The following is a 15,616-nucleotide window of genomic DNA, read 5'->3' as shown; positions in this document are numbered from 1 at the left end:
TGTAACGACCGGCTGGGCAGCTATGTGCCCGGCCCACAAGTGGAGGCTCCGCTCTCCCACCTAGCCGTCCCCAGGACGGCGGGTCACCGGTCAGGTGGTGCCCATCGTTCCGTACGGACGATGGAGCCGCCCGATGCGCCCCGCGGTTCACCGTGGCGGTGTTCCGGTTTTCCAGGAGCCCCGCCTGTGTCCCGTCCGGGGCATTTTTCTTGCTCCGAGGCGGTTGGTCTGTCGAAACAGACGTTACGCGGCTGTCCGCCAGGCGGCCGCGTGGTGCTACCGAGGAGGATCCATCAGCGCCGAGCCCCGCATCAACGACCGGATTCGCGTGCCCGAGGTGCGACTTGTCGGTCCCAGCGGCGAGCAGGTCGGGATTGTGCCGCTTGCCAAGGCCCTGGAACTCGCACAGGAGTACGACCTCGACCTGGTCGAGGTGGCGGCTACCGCCCGTCCGCCCGTGTGCAAGCTCATGGACTACGGGAAGTTCAAGTACGAGTCGGCCATGAAGGCCCGTGAGGCGCGCAAGAACCAGGCGCACACGGTCATCAAGGAGATGAAGCTCCGGCCGAAGATCGACCCGCACGACTATGACACCAAGAAGGGTCACGTCGTCCGGTTCCTCAAGCAGGGCGACAAGGTCAAGATCACGATCATGTTCCGTGGTCGCGAGCAGTCCCGCCCCGAGCTGGGCTTCCGACTGCTCCAGCGTCTCGCTTCGGACGTGGAGGAACTCGGCTTCATCGAGTCCAACCCGAAGCAGGACGGCCGGAACATGATCATGGTTCTGGGCCCGCACAAGAAGAAGACCGAAGCCATGGCCGAGGCCCGCGAGGCCCAGGCCGCCCGCAAGGCGGAGCGCCAGGGGAACAACACCCACGACGCCGAGCCCGCGGGTCAGGCCCCCGAGGCTCCGGCCGAGGCGGCGCCCGAGGCCGAGGCCGAGACACCTTCCGAGGCGTGACCGCAGGGGGTGCCACCCAGGCACCCCCGGGTCCCCCCGGAACCCCCATCAAGATCTGACGCCCCTGCAGTCCGGTGCCCGCACCGAGAGGGGCGCCACTGACGAGGAGAGAACGGCGCGATGCCGAAGAACAAGACGCACAGCGGTGCCAGCAAGCGCTTCAAGATCACCGGCTCCGGCAAGGTGCTCCGCGAGAGGGCCGGCAAGCGCCACCTGCTCGAGCACAAGTCGTCCAAGAAGACCCGCTCGCTGACCGGCACGGTCGTCGTGGCTCCGGCCGACGCCAAGAAGATCAAGAAGCTTCTCGGCAAGTGAGGCCGTCGTCCCCGGTGAATCCGGGGACGCGCCCTCGATCCGACCGGGACCAATTCGTTTCCGGGCCGTGTGAGTACGACCACGGCCCCGCTACAAGGAGTTAACAAGTGGCACGCGTCAAGCGGGCAGTCAACGCCCACAAGAAGCGCCGGGCGATCCTCGAGCAGGCCAGCGGTTACCGCGGTCAGCGTTCGCGCCTGTACCGCAAGGCCAAGGAGCAGGTCACCCACTCCCTGGTCTACAACTACAACGACCGCAAGAAGCGCAAGGGCGACTTCCGTCAGCTGTGGATCCAGCGCATCAACGCCGCTGCCCGCCAGAACGGCATGACGTACAACCGCCTCATCCAGGGTCTGAAGGCCGCCAACATCGAGGTGGACCGCAAGATTCTGGCCGAGCTCGCGGTCAACGACGCCAACGCGTTCGCCGCTCTCGTCGAGGCCGCCCAGAAGGCCCTCCCGAGCGACGTCAACGCCCCGAAGGCCGCCTGACCCAGGCCGCACTTCCTGGCTTCCCCGCCGGACCCGCAGGCGCCCGCCGCCTGCGGGTCCGGTGCGTTGCGCGCCCTGTATCCCGGGGCGCGGCGCACGACCCGGACCTTCGTCACGCAGAGAGGCTCCTCGCCGACATGGGCACCCCCGAACTGATCTCCCCGCGATCGCCGCGGGTCGCCGCCGCCCGGCGGCTGGCCAGGCGCAACTTCCGCGGCAAGGAGCGCAGGTTCATCGCCGAGGGGCCGCAGGCCGTGCGCGAGGCCGCCGGGCACCGGGGTGCCGACGGCGAGCCCACCCTCGTCGAACTCTTCGCCACCGTCGAGGCCGCCGAACGCTACGCGCCCATCATCGACGCCGCCCACGCGGCCGGCGCCCGCGTCCACCTCGCCGACGGCGACGTCCTCGCCGACGTCTCCCAGACCGTCACCCCGCAGGGCCTCATCGGCGTCTGCCGCTTCCTCGACTCGCCCTTCGACGCGATCCTCGCGGCCCGGCCCCGGCTGGTCGCCGTCCTGGCCCACGTCCGCGACCCCGGCAACGCCGGCACGGTGCTGCGCTGCGCCGACGCCGCGGGCGCCGACGCGGTCGTCCTCACGGATGCCTCCGTCGACCTGTACAACCCCAAGTCGGTACGCGCCTCGGTCGGTTCCCTCTTCCACCTGCCGGTCGCCGTGGGCGTCCCCGTCGAGCAGGCCGTACGCGGGCTGCGCGAGGCGGGCGTCCGCATCCTGGCCGCCGACGGCGCCGGCAGCGACGACCTCGACGACGAACTCGACGCCGGCACCATGGGCGGGCCCACCGCCTGGGTCTTCGGCAACGAGGCCTGGGGGCTGCCCGAGGAGACCCGTGCCCTGGCCGACGCCGTGGTGCGGGTGCCCATCCACGGCAAGGCCGAGAGCCTCAACCTCGCCACCGCCGCCGCGGTCTGCCTGTACGCCTCCGCGCGCGCCCAGCGCCCCCGCCGCACCACCGGCTGAGCCCCTCCGCGCCCCCGGCCGCCGACGGAGAGCCGCGACAGGGTGTCGCTCCGTCACCGACGACTAGTAGGGTGACGCACTCGGGGGTGGCCCACTGCACCGGTTCGAGAGGTGGGGTACGGGAATGGCTGTCGGCATGAGCGAGCCGCGCGCGGACGCCGCGGTGGGCGGTCCCGGGCTGGACCCCGACGACCTCCCCGACGGGCTCGTCGTCGCGGACGAGACCGGCCGCGTCATCGTCTTCAACGCCGCCGCAGTCCGCATCACCGCCGTCCCCCGGGCCGCCGCCCTCGGCCGCCCCGTGGAGCACGCGCTGCCGCTGGAGGACCTCAAGGGCCGCCGCTGGTGGGAGCTGACCGACCCCTACGGCGGCCTCGCCACCCGCAGCGGCCAGCCCGAGCGCAACCTGCTGCTGTCCGGCGGCCGCGAGGTCCTCGTCTCCGCCCGCTACGTGCGCGAGACGCCTACCGGACCGGTCCGCCGCCTGGTGATCAGCCTGCGCGGCACCGAGGCCCGCCGCCGCACCGAGCGCAGCCACGCCGAGCTGATCGCGACCGTCGCCCACGAGCTGCGCTCCCCGCTCACCTCGGTCAAGGGCTTCACCGCGACCCTGCTGGCCAAGTGGGAGCGGTTCACCGACGACCAGAAGCGCCTGATGCTGGAGACGGTCTACGCCGACGCCAACCGCGTCACCCGCCTCATCACCGAGCTCCTGGACATCTCCCGGATCGACTCCGGGCGCCTGGAGCTGCGTCGGCAGCCCGTCGACCTCTCCGCCGCCGTCGAGCGCCACGTCCGGGCGCACACCGCGGCCGGCCAGGACCCCGGCCGCTTCCTCGTCCGCACCTGCCAGCCGCTGCCCGCGGTGTGGGCCGACCCGGACAAGGTCGACCAGGTGCTCGGCAACCTGCTGGAAAACGCGGTGCGGCACGGCGAGGGAACTGTCACCATCGACGTGGCACCCGCACCGGCGAAGAGCGACGAGAGGGGAGCGGCCGTCACCGTGAGCGACGAAGGCCCCGGCATCCCCGAGGAGTCGATGAGCCGCGTCTTCACCCGTTTCTGGCGGGGGAGCAAGCGCGGCGGCACGGGCCTGGGCCTCTACATCGTCAAGGGCATCGTCGAGGCCCACGGCGGCACCATCACGGTCGGCCGCGGCCCCGGAGGCGGCGCGGAGTTCCGATTTATGCTGCCCGTGAGCACGCCGGCCTTCCTCAAGTAAGGCACCGAGCGGCCCACGGGCGCCCCACCCGCCCCGCGACCCTTAGACTCGACCCTTGGCACCTTTGCGTCCTCCGGTCTTCGAGCGAGGTCACGGGGGTCCGGGAGCACCCCCGGCACACGCAGCACTCAGCCAATCGGAAGCACGGGAAGAGATGTCGGCACCGAACAAGTCGTACGACCCAGTCGAGGTCGAGGCACTGAAACCGGAAGAGATCGAGCGCATCCGGGACGAGGCGCTCGCCGCCTTCGCCGCCGCGGGTGACCTCGACGCGCTCGCCCAGGCGAAGACGGCGCACACCGGTGGCACCTCGCCCCTGTCGCTCGCCAACCGCGAGATCGGCGCGCTGCCCCCACAGGCCAAGGCCGAGGCCGGCAAGCGCGTCGGCCAGGCCCGCGCCGCCGTGGGCCGCGCCCTCGCGGCCCGCCAGACGGAGCTGGAGGCCGAGCGCGACGCCCGGGTCCTGGTCGAGGAGGCGGTGGACGTCACCCTGCCCTACGACCGCACCCCGGCCGGCGCCCGCCACCCCCTGACGACCTTCATGGAGCGCGTCGCCGACGTCTTCGTGGCCATGGGCTACGAGATCGCCGAGGGCCCCGAGGCCGAGGCCGAGTGGTTCAACTTCGACGCCCTGAACTTCGTGCCCGACCACCCGGCCCGGCAGATGCAGGACACCTTCTTCGTCGAGGGCGCCGACGGCGCGAAGAACGACGAGTCCGGTGTCGTCCTGCGTACGCACACCTCGCCGGTCCAGGCCCGCACCCTGCTCGACCGCGAGCCCCCGGTCTACGTCGTCTGCCCCGGCCGCGTCTACCGCACCGACGAGCTCGACGCCACGCACACCCCGGTCTTCCACCAGATCGAGCTCCTCGCCGTCGACGAGGGCCTGACCATGGCCGACCTGAAGGGCACCCTCGACCACATGGTCCAGGCGCTCTTCGGCCCGGACATGAAGACCCGGCTGCGGCCGAACTTCTTCCCGTTCACCGAGCCGTCCGCCGAGATGGACATGGTCTGCTACGTCTGCCGCGGCGCGTCCGTCGGCAACCCGGACCGCCCCTGCCGCACCTGCGGCAGCGAGGGCTGGATCGAGCTCGGCGGCTGCGGCATGGTCAACCCCAAGGTGCTCACCGCCTGCGGCGTCGACCCCCGGAAGTACAGCGGATTCGCCTTCGGGTTCGGCATCGAACGGATGCTGATGTTCCGCCACAACGTCGAAGACATGCGAGACATGGTCGAGGGTGACGTCCGGTTCACCCGGCCCTTCGGGATGGAGATCTGATGCGCGTCCCGCTTTCCTGGCTGCGGGAATACGTCGACCTGCCGGCCACCGAGACCGGCCGTGACGTACAGGCCAAGCTCGTCGCCGTCGGCCTGGAGGTCGAGACGGTCGAGCAGACCGGCGCCGGCCTCACCGGCCCGCTGGTCGTCGGACAGGTGCTGACCATCGAGGAGCTGGAGGGCTTCAAGAAGCCGATCCGCTTCTGCACGGTGGACGTCGGCACCGCCAACGGCACCGGCGAGCCGCAGGAGATCGTCTGCGGCGCCCGCAACTTCGCCGTCGGCGACAAGGTCGTCGTCGTCCTGCCCGGCGCCGTGCTGCCCGGTGACTTCGCGATCGCCGCCCGCAAGACGTACGGCAGGACCTCGCACGGCATGATCTGCTCCGCCGACGAGCTCGGCATGGGCGACGACGGCACCCACGGCATCATCGTGCTGCCGCCGGAGCACGAGGCCGGCACCGACGCGATCGAGCTCCTGGAGCTCCGCGACGAGGTCCTGGACATCGCCGTCACGCCCGACCGCGGCTACTGCCTGTCCATGCGCGGCGTCGCCCGCGAGGCCGCCATCGCCTACGGCCTGCCGCTGCGCGACCCGGCCCTCCTGGACGTGCCCGCGCCCAACGCGTACGGCTACCCGGTCAAGGTCTCCGACCCGATCGGCTGCTCCCGCTTCACCGCGCGCACCGTCGTCGGGCTCCAGCCCGAGGCCCGTACCCCGATCTGGATGCAGCGCCGGCTGCAGAAGGCGGGCATGCGGCCCATCTCGCTCGCCGTCGACGTCACCAACTACGTGATGCTCGAACTCGGCCAGCCGCTGCACGCCTACGACCGGACCCGCATCGACGGACCGATCGGGGTCCGCCGCGCCGAGCAGGGCGAGAAGCTCACCACGCTCGACGGCGCCGCCCGCGTCCTGGACTCCGGCGACCTCGTCATCACCGACAACCGCGGCCCCATCGGCCTCGCGGGCGTCATGGGCGGTGCGGACACGGAGATCGCCGACGCGGCGGAGGGCGCGCACACCGCCGAGGTCGTCATCGAGGCCGCGCACTTCGACGCGATCTCGATCGCCCGCACCGCGCGCCGCCACAAGCTGCCCTCGGAAGCGTCCAAGCGCTTCGAGCGCGGCGTCGACCCGCAGGCCGCCGCCGCTGCCGCGCAGCGCACCGTCGACCTGCTGGTCCTCCTGGCCGGCGGCACCGCCGAGGCGGGCGTCACCGAGGTCAGCGCCCCGTCCGCGCCCCGCACCATCACGATGCCGGCCGACCACCCCGACAAGGTCGCCGGTGTCGCCTACGGCCGCGAGACCGTCGTACGCCGCCTCCAGGAGGTCGGCTGCGACGTCTACGGGCAGGACGAGCTCCTGGTCACCACGCCGTCCTGGCGTCCCGACCTCGCCGAGCCGAACGACCTGGCCGAAGAGGTCATCCGCCTGGAGGGCTACGAGAACCTCCCGTCCACGCTCCCGACGCCGCCCTCCGGCCGCGGGCTCACCGACCGCCAGCGGCTGCACCGCCGCGTCGGCCGGGCGCTCGCGGGCGCGGGCTACGTCGAGGCGCTGAACTACCCGTTCATCGGCGAGGCGGTCCTCGACCAGCTCGGCCTGGAGGCGGACGACGCCCGCCGCCGCACGGTCCGGCTCGTCAACCCGCTCTCCGACGAGGAGCCGTCGCTGCGCACCACGCTGCTGCCGGGTCTCCTCGGCGCACTGCGGCGCAACGACGGCCGCGGCAGCCACGACCTCGCGCTCTTCGAGACCGGCCTCGTCTTCCGGCCCACCGGCCAGGAGACCAAGCCCGTCCGGCTGCCCGTGGACCGCCGCCCCTCGGAACAGGACATCGCCTCGCTCGACGCCGCGCTCCCGCGCCAGCCGCGCCGCGCCGCCGTCGTCCTCGCCGGCGCCCGCGAGCAGGCCGGCTGGTGGGGCAAGGGCCGCCCCGCCGACTGGGCGGACTCCGTCGAGGCCGCGCGGACGATCGCCCGTGAGGCCGGGGTCGAGGTCACCGTCCGCGCCGACCGGCACGCCCCCTGGCACCCGGGCCGCTGCGCCGCGCTGTACGTGACCGTGGCCGGCGAGGAGACCCTGTTCGGACACGCGGGCGAGCTCCACCCGCGCGTCATCAAGGAGCTCCACCTGCCCGAGCGCACCTGCGCCATGGAGGTCGACCTCGACATCCTGGAGCAGGCCGTCGACGGCGTCCTGCGGGCGCCGCGGATCTCCACCTTCCCGGTGGCGACCCAGGACGTCGCGCTGGTCGTCGGCCAGGACGTGCCCGCCGCCGACGTGGAGCGGGCGCTCCGCGAGGGCGCGGGCGAACTCCTGGAGTCGCTGCGGCTGTTCGACGTGTTCACGGGCGAGCAGATCGGCGAGGGCAGCAAGTCCCTGGCGTACGCGCTGCGCTTCCGCGCCGCCGACCGCACCCTGACGGTCGACGAGGCGAGCGCCGCCCGCGACGCCGCGGTGGCCCTGGCCGCCGAGCGCACGGGCGCGGTACTGCGCGGAGCGTAGTCCCGTCCCGCCGCACGAAGGAGGGGCGCATCCGGCCACCGGATGCGCCCCTCCTGTGTGCTCGCCGTCCGTCCCCGCCGCGGAGTGTCGGGCAGGCCGGCGGGGTGGACTGCGCGGGAAGCGGGCCGCCCTGCTGTACGAGGGGGAGCAGACGGCCCGTCCGCGCCCTGCGAGAGGAATCATTCAAGCGGGCCCCCGGCCGCTACGGCAGCGTGCGCGGCGGGACGGTTCGGGCATTGCGTTCACACCCCGTGTGAATCGTGCTCCACTGGGGCGACACGTCCTGGCGTGCCGAACCACCGGAGGGGGACATGGGGCCCAAGGAGCCCAACACCGCGCTTGAGGCCCTGATCGAGGAGGCGGGCGTCTCCCGGGCCGGACTGGCCGCCCATGTGAACCGGGCCGGCCGTGCGCGCGGTCTCGGACTGCGTTACGAACACACCGCCGTCGCCCGCTGGCTGAAGGGGCAGCGTCCGCGCGGCCAGGCGCCCGATCTGATCTGTGAGGTGCTCGGAAACCGCCTGCACCGGGCCGTTTCGCTGGACGACATCGGCATGGCGGTCCGCGACGGCAACCCGCCCGCCCAGGGCTCCTCGCTCCCCGGCTTCGTCGAACGGGCCACCGCCGTGTGGCGCTCCGACGCCCAGCAGCGCCCGCACGTCGTCACCGTCCCGGCCGTCACCGGGACCGGCGCCGTGATGCCGGTCTGGGAGTGGGAGAACCCGCCGGAGGACGCCGACGTGTCGCGGACCGGGCCGACCGGGGTCGGTGCGGCGGACATAGCAACGCTGCGGGCCGCCCGTGAACACTACGAACTGATGTACCGCAGAGCGGGCGGAATCGCGACGCGTCCGCGCATCGTCGGCTTCCTCAACGCCGGGGCCGCCCCGCTGCTGCGCGGCGGCTACAGCGATGCGGCGGGCCGTCAGCTGCACCGCGCCACGGGCGCCCTGGTGGCCGTCGCGGGCATCTGCGCCTACGACTCCGACGCGCACGGCCCGGCCCAGCGCTACTTTCACCAGGCGCTGCGGCTGGCCAAGGCGAGCGGGGACCGGGGCCTCGGCGGCTATGTGATCGCGCTGCTGGTCAACCAGTCGCTGTTCCTCACCGAGTACCGCCAGTCCGTCGCCTTCGCGGAGGCGGCCCTGCGCGCCGCGGGCCGCGAGATCACCCCGGCGCTCGCCGCCGACCTCCACGCGATGCAGGCCAAGGCGTACGCGAGGCTCGGCGACCGGACGGGCGCGCTGACGTGCATCGGCCGCGCCGAGTCGGCGGCCTCCCGCATCCGCCCGGGCGGTGAGCCGGACGAGACGGGGTACGTGCAGCCGGGCCTGGTCGATGTGCAGGTCGCGGATGCGCTGCTGAGCCTCGGGGACCTGTCGGCGGCCCGGGAGCACGCGGTGGCGGCGGTCCGGACGCCCGCGCACGACCGGGGCCGGGTACACCGGCTGGCCATGCTCGCCACGATCGAGCTGCGCCGGGGCGAGGCGGACCGGGCGGCGGCGACGGCCATCGAGATGGCGGACCGGGTCCGGGGCATGGAGTCGCAGCGGCTGCGCGACCGGCTCCGGGCGGTGCGCGCGGAGCTGCTCGGGAACGGGAGCGCCGAGGCGGAGCGGGCCGCCGAACGCGTGGAGGAGGCGCTGCGCGTACCGCTCTGAGCGGAAGTCTGCTGCGATACGGCCACCTACAAACAGAAGGTGGCAGAACCGTGCAGTGGACGAACCTGAACGAACAACCCGTGTACGAGAACCGCTGGTTCCGGGTCAATCTGGCCGACGTCGAGCTCCCCGACGGTGGCCGGCTCGACCACTTCGTGATCCGGCTGCGCCCGGTGGCCGCGGCCACCGTCGTCAACGCGGCGAACGAGGTGCTGTTGCTGTGGCGGCACCGGTTCATCACCGACAGCTGGGGCTGGGAGCTGGCGGCGGGCGTGGTGGAGGACGGCGAGTCACCGGCGCGGGCGGCGGCCCGCGAGATGGAGGAGGAGACCGGCTGGCGCCCCGGCCCGCTCCACCCGCTGCTGACCGTGGAGCCGTCCAACGGCCTCACCGACGCCCGGCACCACTTCTACTGGGGCGAGGAGGCGGACTGGACGGGCGAGCCGTGCGATGCCTTCGAGTCCTCACGCCGCGAGTGGATACCGCTGAAGCTGGTGCCCGACATGATCGCCCGAGGCGAGGTGCCGGCCGCGGGCATGGCTGCCGGGCTGATGATGCTGCACCACTTACGGCTGGGCTGAGTCCCGTCCCGTACGTGCGGGGGCGTCGTGGCCCTCGCCCGTGCGACCCGGTGGCGGGTGGAGCACCGGCGGTCAGCAGTGCCTCTGCCACGGGCCGAGGTACGAGCTGTCGATCTCGTACCGGCCGGCCCCCGGCACCCTGAGGCGCACCCACTCACCATCGCGTTCGATACAGCCGGCGTCGGTGCGCAGCCAAGGGGAGTAGGCGATGCGCAGGTTCACCGTCCCCGCCCTGCGGGTGCGAAGGGTGACCTTGGCGTGGTCGCCGGCGACCACGGACGCGCCGGCGCCGGTGGCCATGGGGCGGGCGTCCTCGACCGCGTAGATCCGCCAGCCGCTGTCGTGCCACACGGGCTTCAGCCAGCCGGGCTCGCTCCTGACGAGTCCGGCCTCGTCCTTCGCCGCGAAGTCGGGCTCGCCGTTCGGCAGGACGACGTACTTCACCGCCCAGCGATCGAGCCACGAGCGGTACTTCGCGGCGGAGAACCGGCCCTCGTAGAAGAGGTCACCGCGCTCCACGTCGACCTGACGATTCCAGCCGCGGGCGAGGTTCACCCGGGGGCCCAGCGCGGTGGTCTCCCGGTGGTCGACCGCCGGCACGACCTCCACGCGGGCCCGGTCCGCGCCCAGCCGGTCCAGCGCCGCCCGTACGCCGTGCGTCTCTGCGGCCCACGCGGGCACCGGCGTGGACATCCTCGTCACGTGAAGGGTGTGCGTCGTGACCCACTGGACGGAGATGACGGCCGCGACGGCGAGCGCCGCCCTCTGCGGCAGGCGCCCCTTGCCGGCGAGTACCGCGGCGAGCAGTACCGGGCCGCCGAACACTTCGGCCAGCCGGACGACGTTGCTTCCCACGGGCGTGGGGAGCGACGCCGACAGGACGACGCCCAGCGCGTAGACCCCGGCGCCGCGGCGGAGCACCCGCCACTCCGGTGGCGCGAGCGCGGCGAGCAGAACGCTGAAGAGAAGCGGCTTCCACAGATCGCTCGTGGACATGGGCATCACGCCGCTGAAGGGGAAGAGCAACGTCGTCAGACCCACCACCGCAGCGGGCGGAGCGCACAGTACGAGGGCTTTGCCGACATCCCGGTCCAGGAGACGGCCCGCGCCGCACACGAGGAGGAACAGTCCCGCCACCGGACTGGCCATGGTGGCCAGCGTGCTGAACACGCCGGCCGCGACGAGGCGTCTGCCGTCCCCCATCACCATCAGGCACGAGGCCAGGGCCAGAGCGACGCCCAGCGCGAAGGTGGACCGGCCCGAGGCGACGTTGGCCCACAGGAACAGCACTGCCAGGAGCGTGGGCCACATCGGGTGACGGACCCCGCTGCGTACGAAGACGCGGCCCACGAGCCATGAGGCGGCCATACCCGAGGCCACGGTGACGGTACGCACGCCGAACAGCGCCATCAGTTGCGGGGCCAGGACGCTGTAGTTGCCCACATGGACGCCCCCGTACCAGCCGAGGCTGTAGGGCGATCCGGGGTGCTCGGCGACAAAACGCGTCCAGGAGACCTGTGCGGCGAGGTCCCCGCCTCCGGTGGCGAGGAGCGCCGCCCACAGAACGTATGCGGGCAGGGCGAGGAGGCAGGCCGAGAGGGGTACGCGATGCCGCTTCCAGAAGGGCGGTAACCCTCCCGGCCCGCTGGTGCCACCGTTCTTTCCCCGGGCGGGCGACTCGGTCGTCGGCGAGGCAGCGGACACCACTGATGATTCCGTTCCGTATGTAGCCGGGAGACCGCACCGGGCGGGCCCGGCAGCAGCGCCGGGCCCGCCGGTGGGACGGTCAGTACGGGTAGAAGCCGGAGCCCGTCTTGCGCCCGAGCCGGCCCGCGTCCACCATCCGCTGGAGCAGCGGGGGAGCGGCGTACAGGGGCTCCTTGTACTCGGCGTACATCGAGTCGGCGACCGAGGCGACGGTGTCCAGGCCGATCAGGTCCGCGAGCTTCAGCGGGCCCATCGGGTGGGCGCAGCCCATCTCCATGCCGTTGTCGATGTCCTCGCGGCTGGCGATGCCCGACTCGAACATCCGGATCGCCGAGAGCAGGTACGGGATCAGCAGGGCGTTGACGACGAAACCGGAGCGGTCCTGGGCGCGGATCGGGTGCTTGCCCAGTATGTCCTGGACCACGGCCTCCGAGCGCGAAATCGTCTCGTCCGAGGTGGTCAGCGCGGGGATCAGCTCGACGAGCTTCTGCACCGGCGCCGGGTTGAAGAAGTGGATGCCGATGACCTGGTCGGGGCGGGAGGTCGCGACGGCCAGCTTCACCAGCGGGATCGAGGAGGTGTTGGAGGCCAGGATCGCGTCCGGGCGGGTCACCACCTGGTCGAGCACCTGGAAGATCTCGGTCTTGACCTGCTCGTTCTCCACGACGGCCTCGATGACGAGGTCGCGGTCGGCGAACTCGCCGAGGTCCGTGGTGAAGCTGAGCCGCCCCAGGGTCTCGTCGCGCTCCTCCACCGTGATCTTGCCGCGCTCGGCGGCTTTCGACAGGGAGTTGTGGAGCCGGGTGCGGCCGATCTCCAGCGCCTCACCGGTCGTCTCGGCCACCTTGACGTCGAGGCCGCTGCGCGCGCACACCTCCGCGATGCCGGCGCCCATCTGGCCGCAGCCCACCACTCCGACGCGTGCAATGTCGGCCATAGAGTCCGTCACCTCGTGCCTTTCGCTGTTCCCGTTCGGCGGCTTCCGTCTGGTTCCGGGCTCCACCACGACTCCCAGACGTTACTCCGCGCCTTACCAGGGATAGCAGTCCGGGGCGTGCATGCTCGGCTCTGGACACTCCGGTGCCCGGATTGCAGGGATTTGTTCGAGTGCGGAGAGAGAGCGGGTGCGACGCGATGCGAGGAATGGCCCGAAGAGGGTTCGTGACCGGTGCGGCCGGGGCGGTCGCCGGTGCGGCGGGAGCGGCGGCGGTGGCCGGTGACGCCGTCGCGCGGCCCCGGCGGGTACGGGCCCTGCCCGGCCCGGCCGCCGGCCGCGATGTGGTGCGGCGCGAGCTGCGCGGGATGTGGGTCGCGACCGTCGCCAACACCGACTGGCCGTCCAGGCCCGGTCTGTCCGCCGCCGCGCAGCGGGCCGAACTGACGGCCCACCTCGACCGGGCCGTGGAGCGGAAGCTCAACGCGGTGATCCTCCAGGTCCGCCCGACCGCCGACGCCCTGTGGCCCTCGGCGTACGAGCCGTGGGCGGAGTACCTGACCGGGACGCAGGGCAAGGACCCCGGCTGGGACCCGCTGGGCACCGCCGTCCGGGAGGCGCACGACCGGGGTCTGGAGCTGCACGCCTGGTTCAACCCGTACCGGGTCGCGAACCACACCGACCCCGGGCGGCTCACCGCCTCCCACCCCGCGCGCCGCAACCCCGGCTGGGTGCTGCCGTACGGCGGCAAGCTCTACTACAACCCGGGCCTGCCCGAGGTCCGCGCCTTCGTCCAGGACGCGATGCTCGACGCGGTCCGCCGCTACGACATCGACGCGGTGCACTGGGACGACTACTTCTACCCGTATCCGGTGGCCGGCCAGAGCTTCGCGGACGGCGCCGCCTACGAGAAGTACGGCGCCGGCTTCCCCGACCGGGCCGCCTGGCGCCGCGACAACACGGACCGGCTGGTCCGCGAGACGGCCGAACGCCTCAAGGCGCTGAAGCCCGGCGTCCGGTTCGGCATCAGCCCCTTCGGCGTCTGGCGCAACGCGGACACGGACCCGGCGGGCTCGCGGACCCGGGCCGGGGTGCAGACGTACGACGACCTGTACGCGGACACCCGCGGCTGGATCAGGAAGGGCTGGCTGGACTACGTCGTCCCGCAGCTGTACTGGCACATCGGCAACGCGGCGGCCGACTACGCGGCCCTGGTGCCGTGGTGGTCCGACACGGTACGGGGGACGGGCGTCGACCTGTTCATCGGGGAGGCCCTGTACAAGTGCGGCGACCCGGCCCAGCCCGCGGCCTGGCAGGACCCGGCGGAGCTGTCCCGCCACATCGACCTCGCGGCCGGACACGACCAGGTCCGCGGGCACGCCTACTTCTCGGCGAACAGCGTGGCCGCGGACCGGATCGGCGCGATGGACCGGGTGGTCGCCGACCACTACCGGACGCGCGCGAGGCCGCCGCGCTGACGGTCAGGGTCCGCGCGCCCGGCCTGCCCCACACGCCAGGCCCTAGGGCCGGGTGCGGGCCGCGCGCTGGGTGAGCGCGATGCAGACCAGGACCGCGACCGCGGCGACCGGGGCCGCCGCGGCGATCTCCTCGCCGAGCAGGAAGAACGACCAGAACAGGGTCAGCAGTGGCTGGGCCAGCTGGAGCTGGCTGGCGCGCGCCACCCCGATCTCCGCCATGCCCCGGTACCAGACGTACAGGCCGAGGAGCGTGGAGACGGCCGACACCCAGACCAGCCCGACGACCCCGACGGAGTCGTCGTCCACACCCGCTCCCTCACCAAGGCCGCCTCGCCCAGCCTGAGGGTGGGCGCGCTCGCCGCCCGGGGCCCGGCCCTGGAACGGCTGCGGGGCATCCAGGTCGTCGACAGCTTCTTCGTACCGCGGCCGCTCCAAGAGGCCGCCCTCGAACTGGTCGGCTCGCCCGCCTGGTCCCGGCATCTGCGCGCCGTGTCCGCCGAGCTCGGCGCCCGGCGCACGGCGATGACGGCCGCGCTCCGGGAGGCCCTGCCCGGGCTCGGCCTGCCGCACATCCCGGCCGGCGGCGGCTACCTCTGGCTGGGCCTGCCCGGCTCCGAGGCGGGCACGGACGAGTCCGCGACGGTCCAGTCGGCGCTGCGCGCGGGGGTGGCCGTAGCCCCGGGACGGCCGTACTTCTCCGCCGAACCCCCGGCCCCGCACATCCGCCTGAGCTTCGTCTCGGTCGCGGGCCCGGCCGAGATCACGGAGGGCGTACGCCGGCTGCGTACGGCGTGGGAGGGCACGCCGGCCGCCGCCTGACCCCTACTCGGGCGTAGGAGTGCGCGAACGACCTCTTGACCCGCGTCGCGATCCGCCCCACGATCACGGCCATGACCGTTCGCGTCTCGCTCGTCGCCGCAGCGCGCGGTTCCTCCCTGCTCGCCGAGCGTTTCGACGACGACCGGCCGCTCGACGAGGCCGGCTGGCACGCCGCGCGGTTCGTGGCTCCGGCGCTGATGTCCCTGGGCGCCGCCGAGTTGCGCTACTGCTCGCCGACGCCGCGCAGCCGTGCCACCGGTGAGGCGCTCGGCTTCCATCCCCTCGTCCAGCCGGCCCTGCGGGACTGCGACATGGGGCGGTGGCGGGGCCGCACCCTCGCCGAGGTCACCGCGCGAGAACCGGCGGCCGTCGACGCCTGGCTGGCGGACCCGCGCTCCGCGCCGCACGGCGGCGAACCGCTGCTCGCGTTCATCTCCCGGATAGGCGGCTGGCTGGACACCCGCCCCGTGTACGACGGCGCGATCGTCGCCGTCGCCGAACCCGCCGTCGTGAGGGCCGCCCTCGTCTACGCGCTGAATGCCCCGCCGTCCTCGTACTGGAACGTCGACATCAGCCCGCTCGCCACCGTCACCCTGACCGGCCTGCCCCGCCGCTGGAGCCTGCGCCTGGAGACGGGGACCCGTTAGGGCGGCGGTGCGACACGTTCAGCCGCCC

The 15,616-nt window shown here is 72.8% G+C and carries 13 protein-coding genes and 2 pseudogenes; 12 read left to right on the top strand and 3 right to left on the bottom strand.

The window, feature by feature from the left end; genetic code table 11:
* Positions 1–223 precede the first annotated feature (223 nt).
* The 9 genes from infC (at position 224) to OG242_RS04615 (ending at position 10,003) form a co-directional block, all read left to right on the top strand.
* Positions 224–961: a translation initiation factor IF-3 gene (gene infC, locus OG242_RS04655; protein WP_405896924.1), complete on the top strand. Its 738-nt coding sequence runs from the start codon at positions 224–226 to the stop codon at positions 959–961.
* Between the two features lie 120 nt (positions 962–1,081).
* Positions 1,082–1,276, top strand: a complete 195-nt coding sequence (rpmI, locus tag OG242_RS04650) for a 50S ribosomal protein L35 (protein ID WP_003970213.1) — start codon at positions 1,082–1,084, stop codon at positions 1,274–1,276.
* Positions 1,277–1,383: 107 nt separating this feature from the next.
* Positions 1,384–1,767: a 50S ribosomal protein L20 gene (gene rplT / locus OG242_RS04645; protein WP_111333655.1), complete on the top strand. Its 384-nt coding sequence runs from the start codon at positions 1,384–1,386 to the stop codon at positions 1,765–1,767.
* Between the two features lie 137 nt (positions 1,768–1,904).
* On the top strand, positions 1,905–2,747 hold the full coding sequence (locus tag OG242_RS04640) for a TrmH family RNA methyltransferase (RefSeq protein ID WP_405896923.1): 843 nt from the start codon (positions 1,905–1,907) through the stop codon (positions 2,745–2,747).
* 124 nt (positions 2,748–2,871) lie between these two features.
* On the top strand, positions 2,872–3,969 hold the full coding sequence (locus tag OG242_RS04635; RefSeq protein ID WP_405896922.1) for an ATP-binding protein: 1,098 nt from the start codon (positions 2,872–2,874) through the stop codon (positions 3,967–3,969).
* A gap of 154 nt (positions 3,970–4,123) precedes the next feature.
* Positions 4,124–5,251, top strand: coding sequence for a phenylalanine--tRNA ligase subunit alpha (pheS, locus tag OG242_RS04630; RefSeq protein WP_018524136.1), 1,128 nt, complete (start codon positions 4,124–4,126; stop codon positions 5,249–5,251).
* A complete protein-coding gene (gene pheT, locus OG242_RS04625) occupies positions 5,251–7,761 on the top strand; it encodes a phenylalanine--tRNA ligase subunit beta (protein ID WP_405896921.1) in 2,511 nt (836 codons plus the stop codon). The genes pheS and pheT overlap by 1 nt, the downstream gene beginning before the upstream one ends.
* Before the next feature lie 311 nt (positions 7,762–8,072).
* On the top strand, positions 8,073–9,422 hold the full coding sequence (locus OG242_RS04620; protein ID WP_405896920.1) for a transcriptional regulator: 1,350 nt from the start codon (positions 8,073–8,075) through the stop codon (positions 9,420–9,422).
* Between the two features lie 50 nt (positions 9,423–9,472).
* Positions 9,473–10,003, top strand: coding sequence for an NUDIX hydrolase (locus OG242_RS04615; RefSeq protein WP_405896919.1), 531 nt, complete (start codon positions 9,473–9,475; stop codon positions 10,001–10,003).
* 72 nt (positions 10,004–10,075) lie between these two features.
* On the opposite strand, the gene OG242_RS04610 is transcribed toward OG242_RS04615, so the two are convergent.
* Together OG242_RS04610 and OG242_RS04605 are read right to left on the bottom strand one after the other, a co-directional pair.
* The gene (locus OG242_RS04610; RefSeq protein WP_405896918.1) at positions 10,076–11,710 is read right to left on the bottom strand and encodes a hypothetical protein; all 1,635 of its coding nucleotides are present in this window, start codon (positions 11,708–11,710) and stop codon (positions 10,076–10,078) included.
* Between the two features lie 79 nt (positions 11,711–11,789).
* Positions 11,790–12,647 (bottom strand): 3-hydroxybutyryl-CoA dehydrogenase, encoded by an 858-nt coding sequence (locus OG242_RS04605; protein ID WP_405896917.1) that lies wholly within the window; start codon positions 12,645–12,647, stop codon positions 11,790–11,792.
* 224 nt (positions 12,648–12,871) lie between these two features.
* Between OG242_RS04605 and OG242_RS04600 the strand changes: the two genes are divergently transcribed.
* Positions 12,872–14,122 carry a glycoside hydrolase family 10 protein gene (locus OG242_RS04600; RefSeq protein ID WP_405896916.1) on the top strand — a complete coding sequence of 417 codons (1,251 nt, stop codon included), beginning with the start codon at positions 12,872–12,874 and terminating at the stop codon, positions 14,120–14,122.
* A gap of 42 nt (positions 14,123–14,164) precedes the next feature.
* On the opposite strand, the pseudogene OG242_RS04595 reads toward OG242_RS04600, so the two are convergent.
* Positions 14,165–14,410, bottom strand: a pseudogene (locus OG242_RS04595) (EamA family transporter); the annotation flags it as partial.
* Here OG242_RS04595 and OG242_RS04590 point away from each other — a divergent pair.
* Positions 14,396–14,941: pseudogene (locus OG242_RS04590) on the top strand (PLP-dependent aminotransferase family protein); the annotation flags it as partial. The pseudogenes OG242_RS04595 and OG242_RS04590 sit on opposite strands and share 15 nt — an antisense overlap.
* Before the next feature lie 71 nt (positions 14,942–15,012).
* A complete protein-coding gene (locus OG242_RS04585) occupies positions 15,013–15,588 on the top strand; it encodes a histidine phosphatase family protein (RefSeq protein ID WP_405896915.1) in 576 nt (191 codons plus the stop codon).
* Positions 15,589–15,616 lie beyond the last annotated feature (28 nt).

Source organism: Streptomyces sp. NBC_00727, assembly GCF_045161745.1.
Lineage (GTDB): Bacteria > Actinomycetota > Actinomycetes > Streptomycetales > Streptomycetaceae > Streptomyces.
Note: the sequence above shows the minus strand (reverse complement) of the source record. Positions and strands in the feature narration are given on the sequence as shown.

Bases quoted from the DNA above. Each gene is read 5' to 3' on its own strand.
- rpmI (WP_003970213.1), top strand. From the start codon at position 1,082: ATGCCGAAGAACAAGACGCACAGCGGTGCCAGCAAGCGCTTCAAGATC.
- OG242_RS04640 (WP_405896923.1), top strand. From the start codon at position 1,905: ATGGGCACCCCCGAACTGATCTCCCCGCGATCGCCGCGGGTCGCCGCC.
- OG242_RS04635 (WP_405896922.1), top strand. From the start codon at position 2,872: ATGGCTGTCGGCATGAGCGAGCCGCGCGCGGACGCCGCGGTGGGCGGT.
- pheS (WP_018524136.1), top strand. From the start codon at position 4,124: ATGTCGGCACCGAACAAGTCGTACGACCCAGTCGAGGTCGAGGCACTG.
- pheT (WP_405896921.1), top strand. From the start codon at position 5,251: ATGCGCGTCCCGCTTTCCTGGCTGCGGGAATACGTCGACCTGCCGGCC.
- OG242_RS04620 (WP_405896920.1), top strand. From the start codon at position 8,073: ATGGGGCCCAAGGAGCCCAACACCGCGCTTGAGGCCCTGATCGAGGAG.
- OG242_RS04605 (WP_405896917.1), bottom strand. From the start codon at position 12,647: ATGGCCGACATTGCACGCGTCGGAGTGGTGGGCTGCGGCCAGATGGGC.
- OG242_RS04585 (WP_405896915.1), top strand. From the start codon at position 15,013: ATGACCGTTCGCGTCTCGCTCGTCGCCGCAGCGCGCGGTTCCTCCCTG.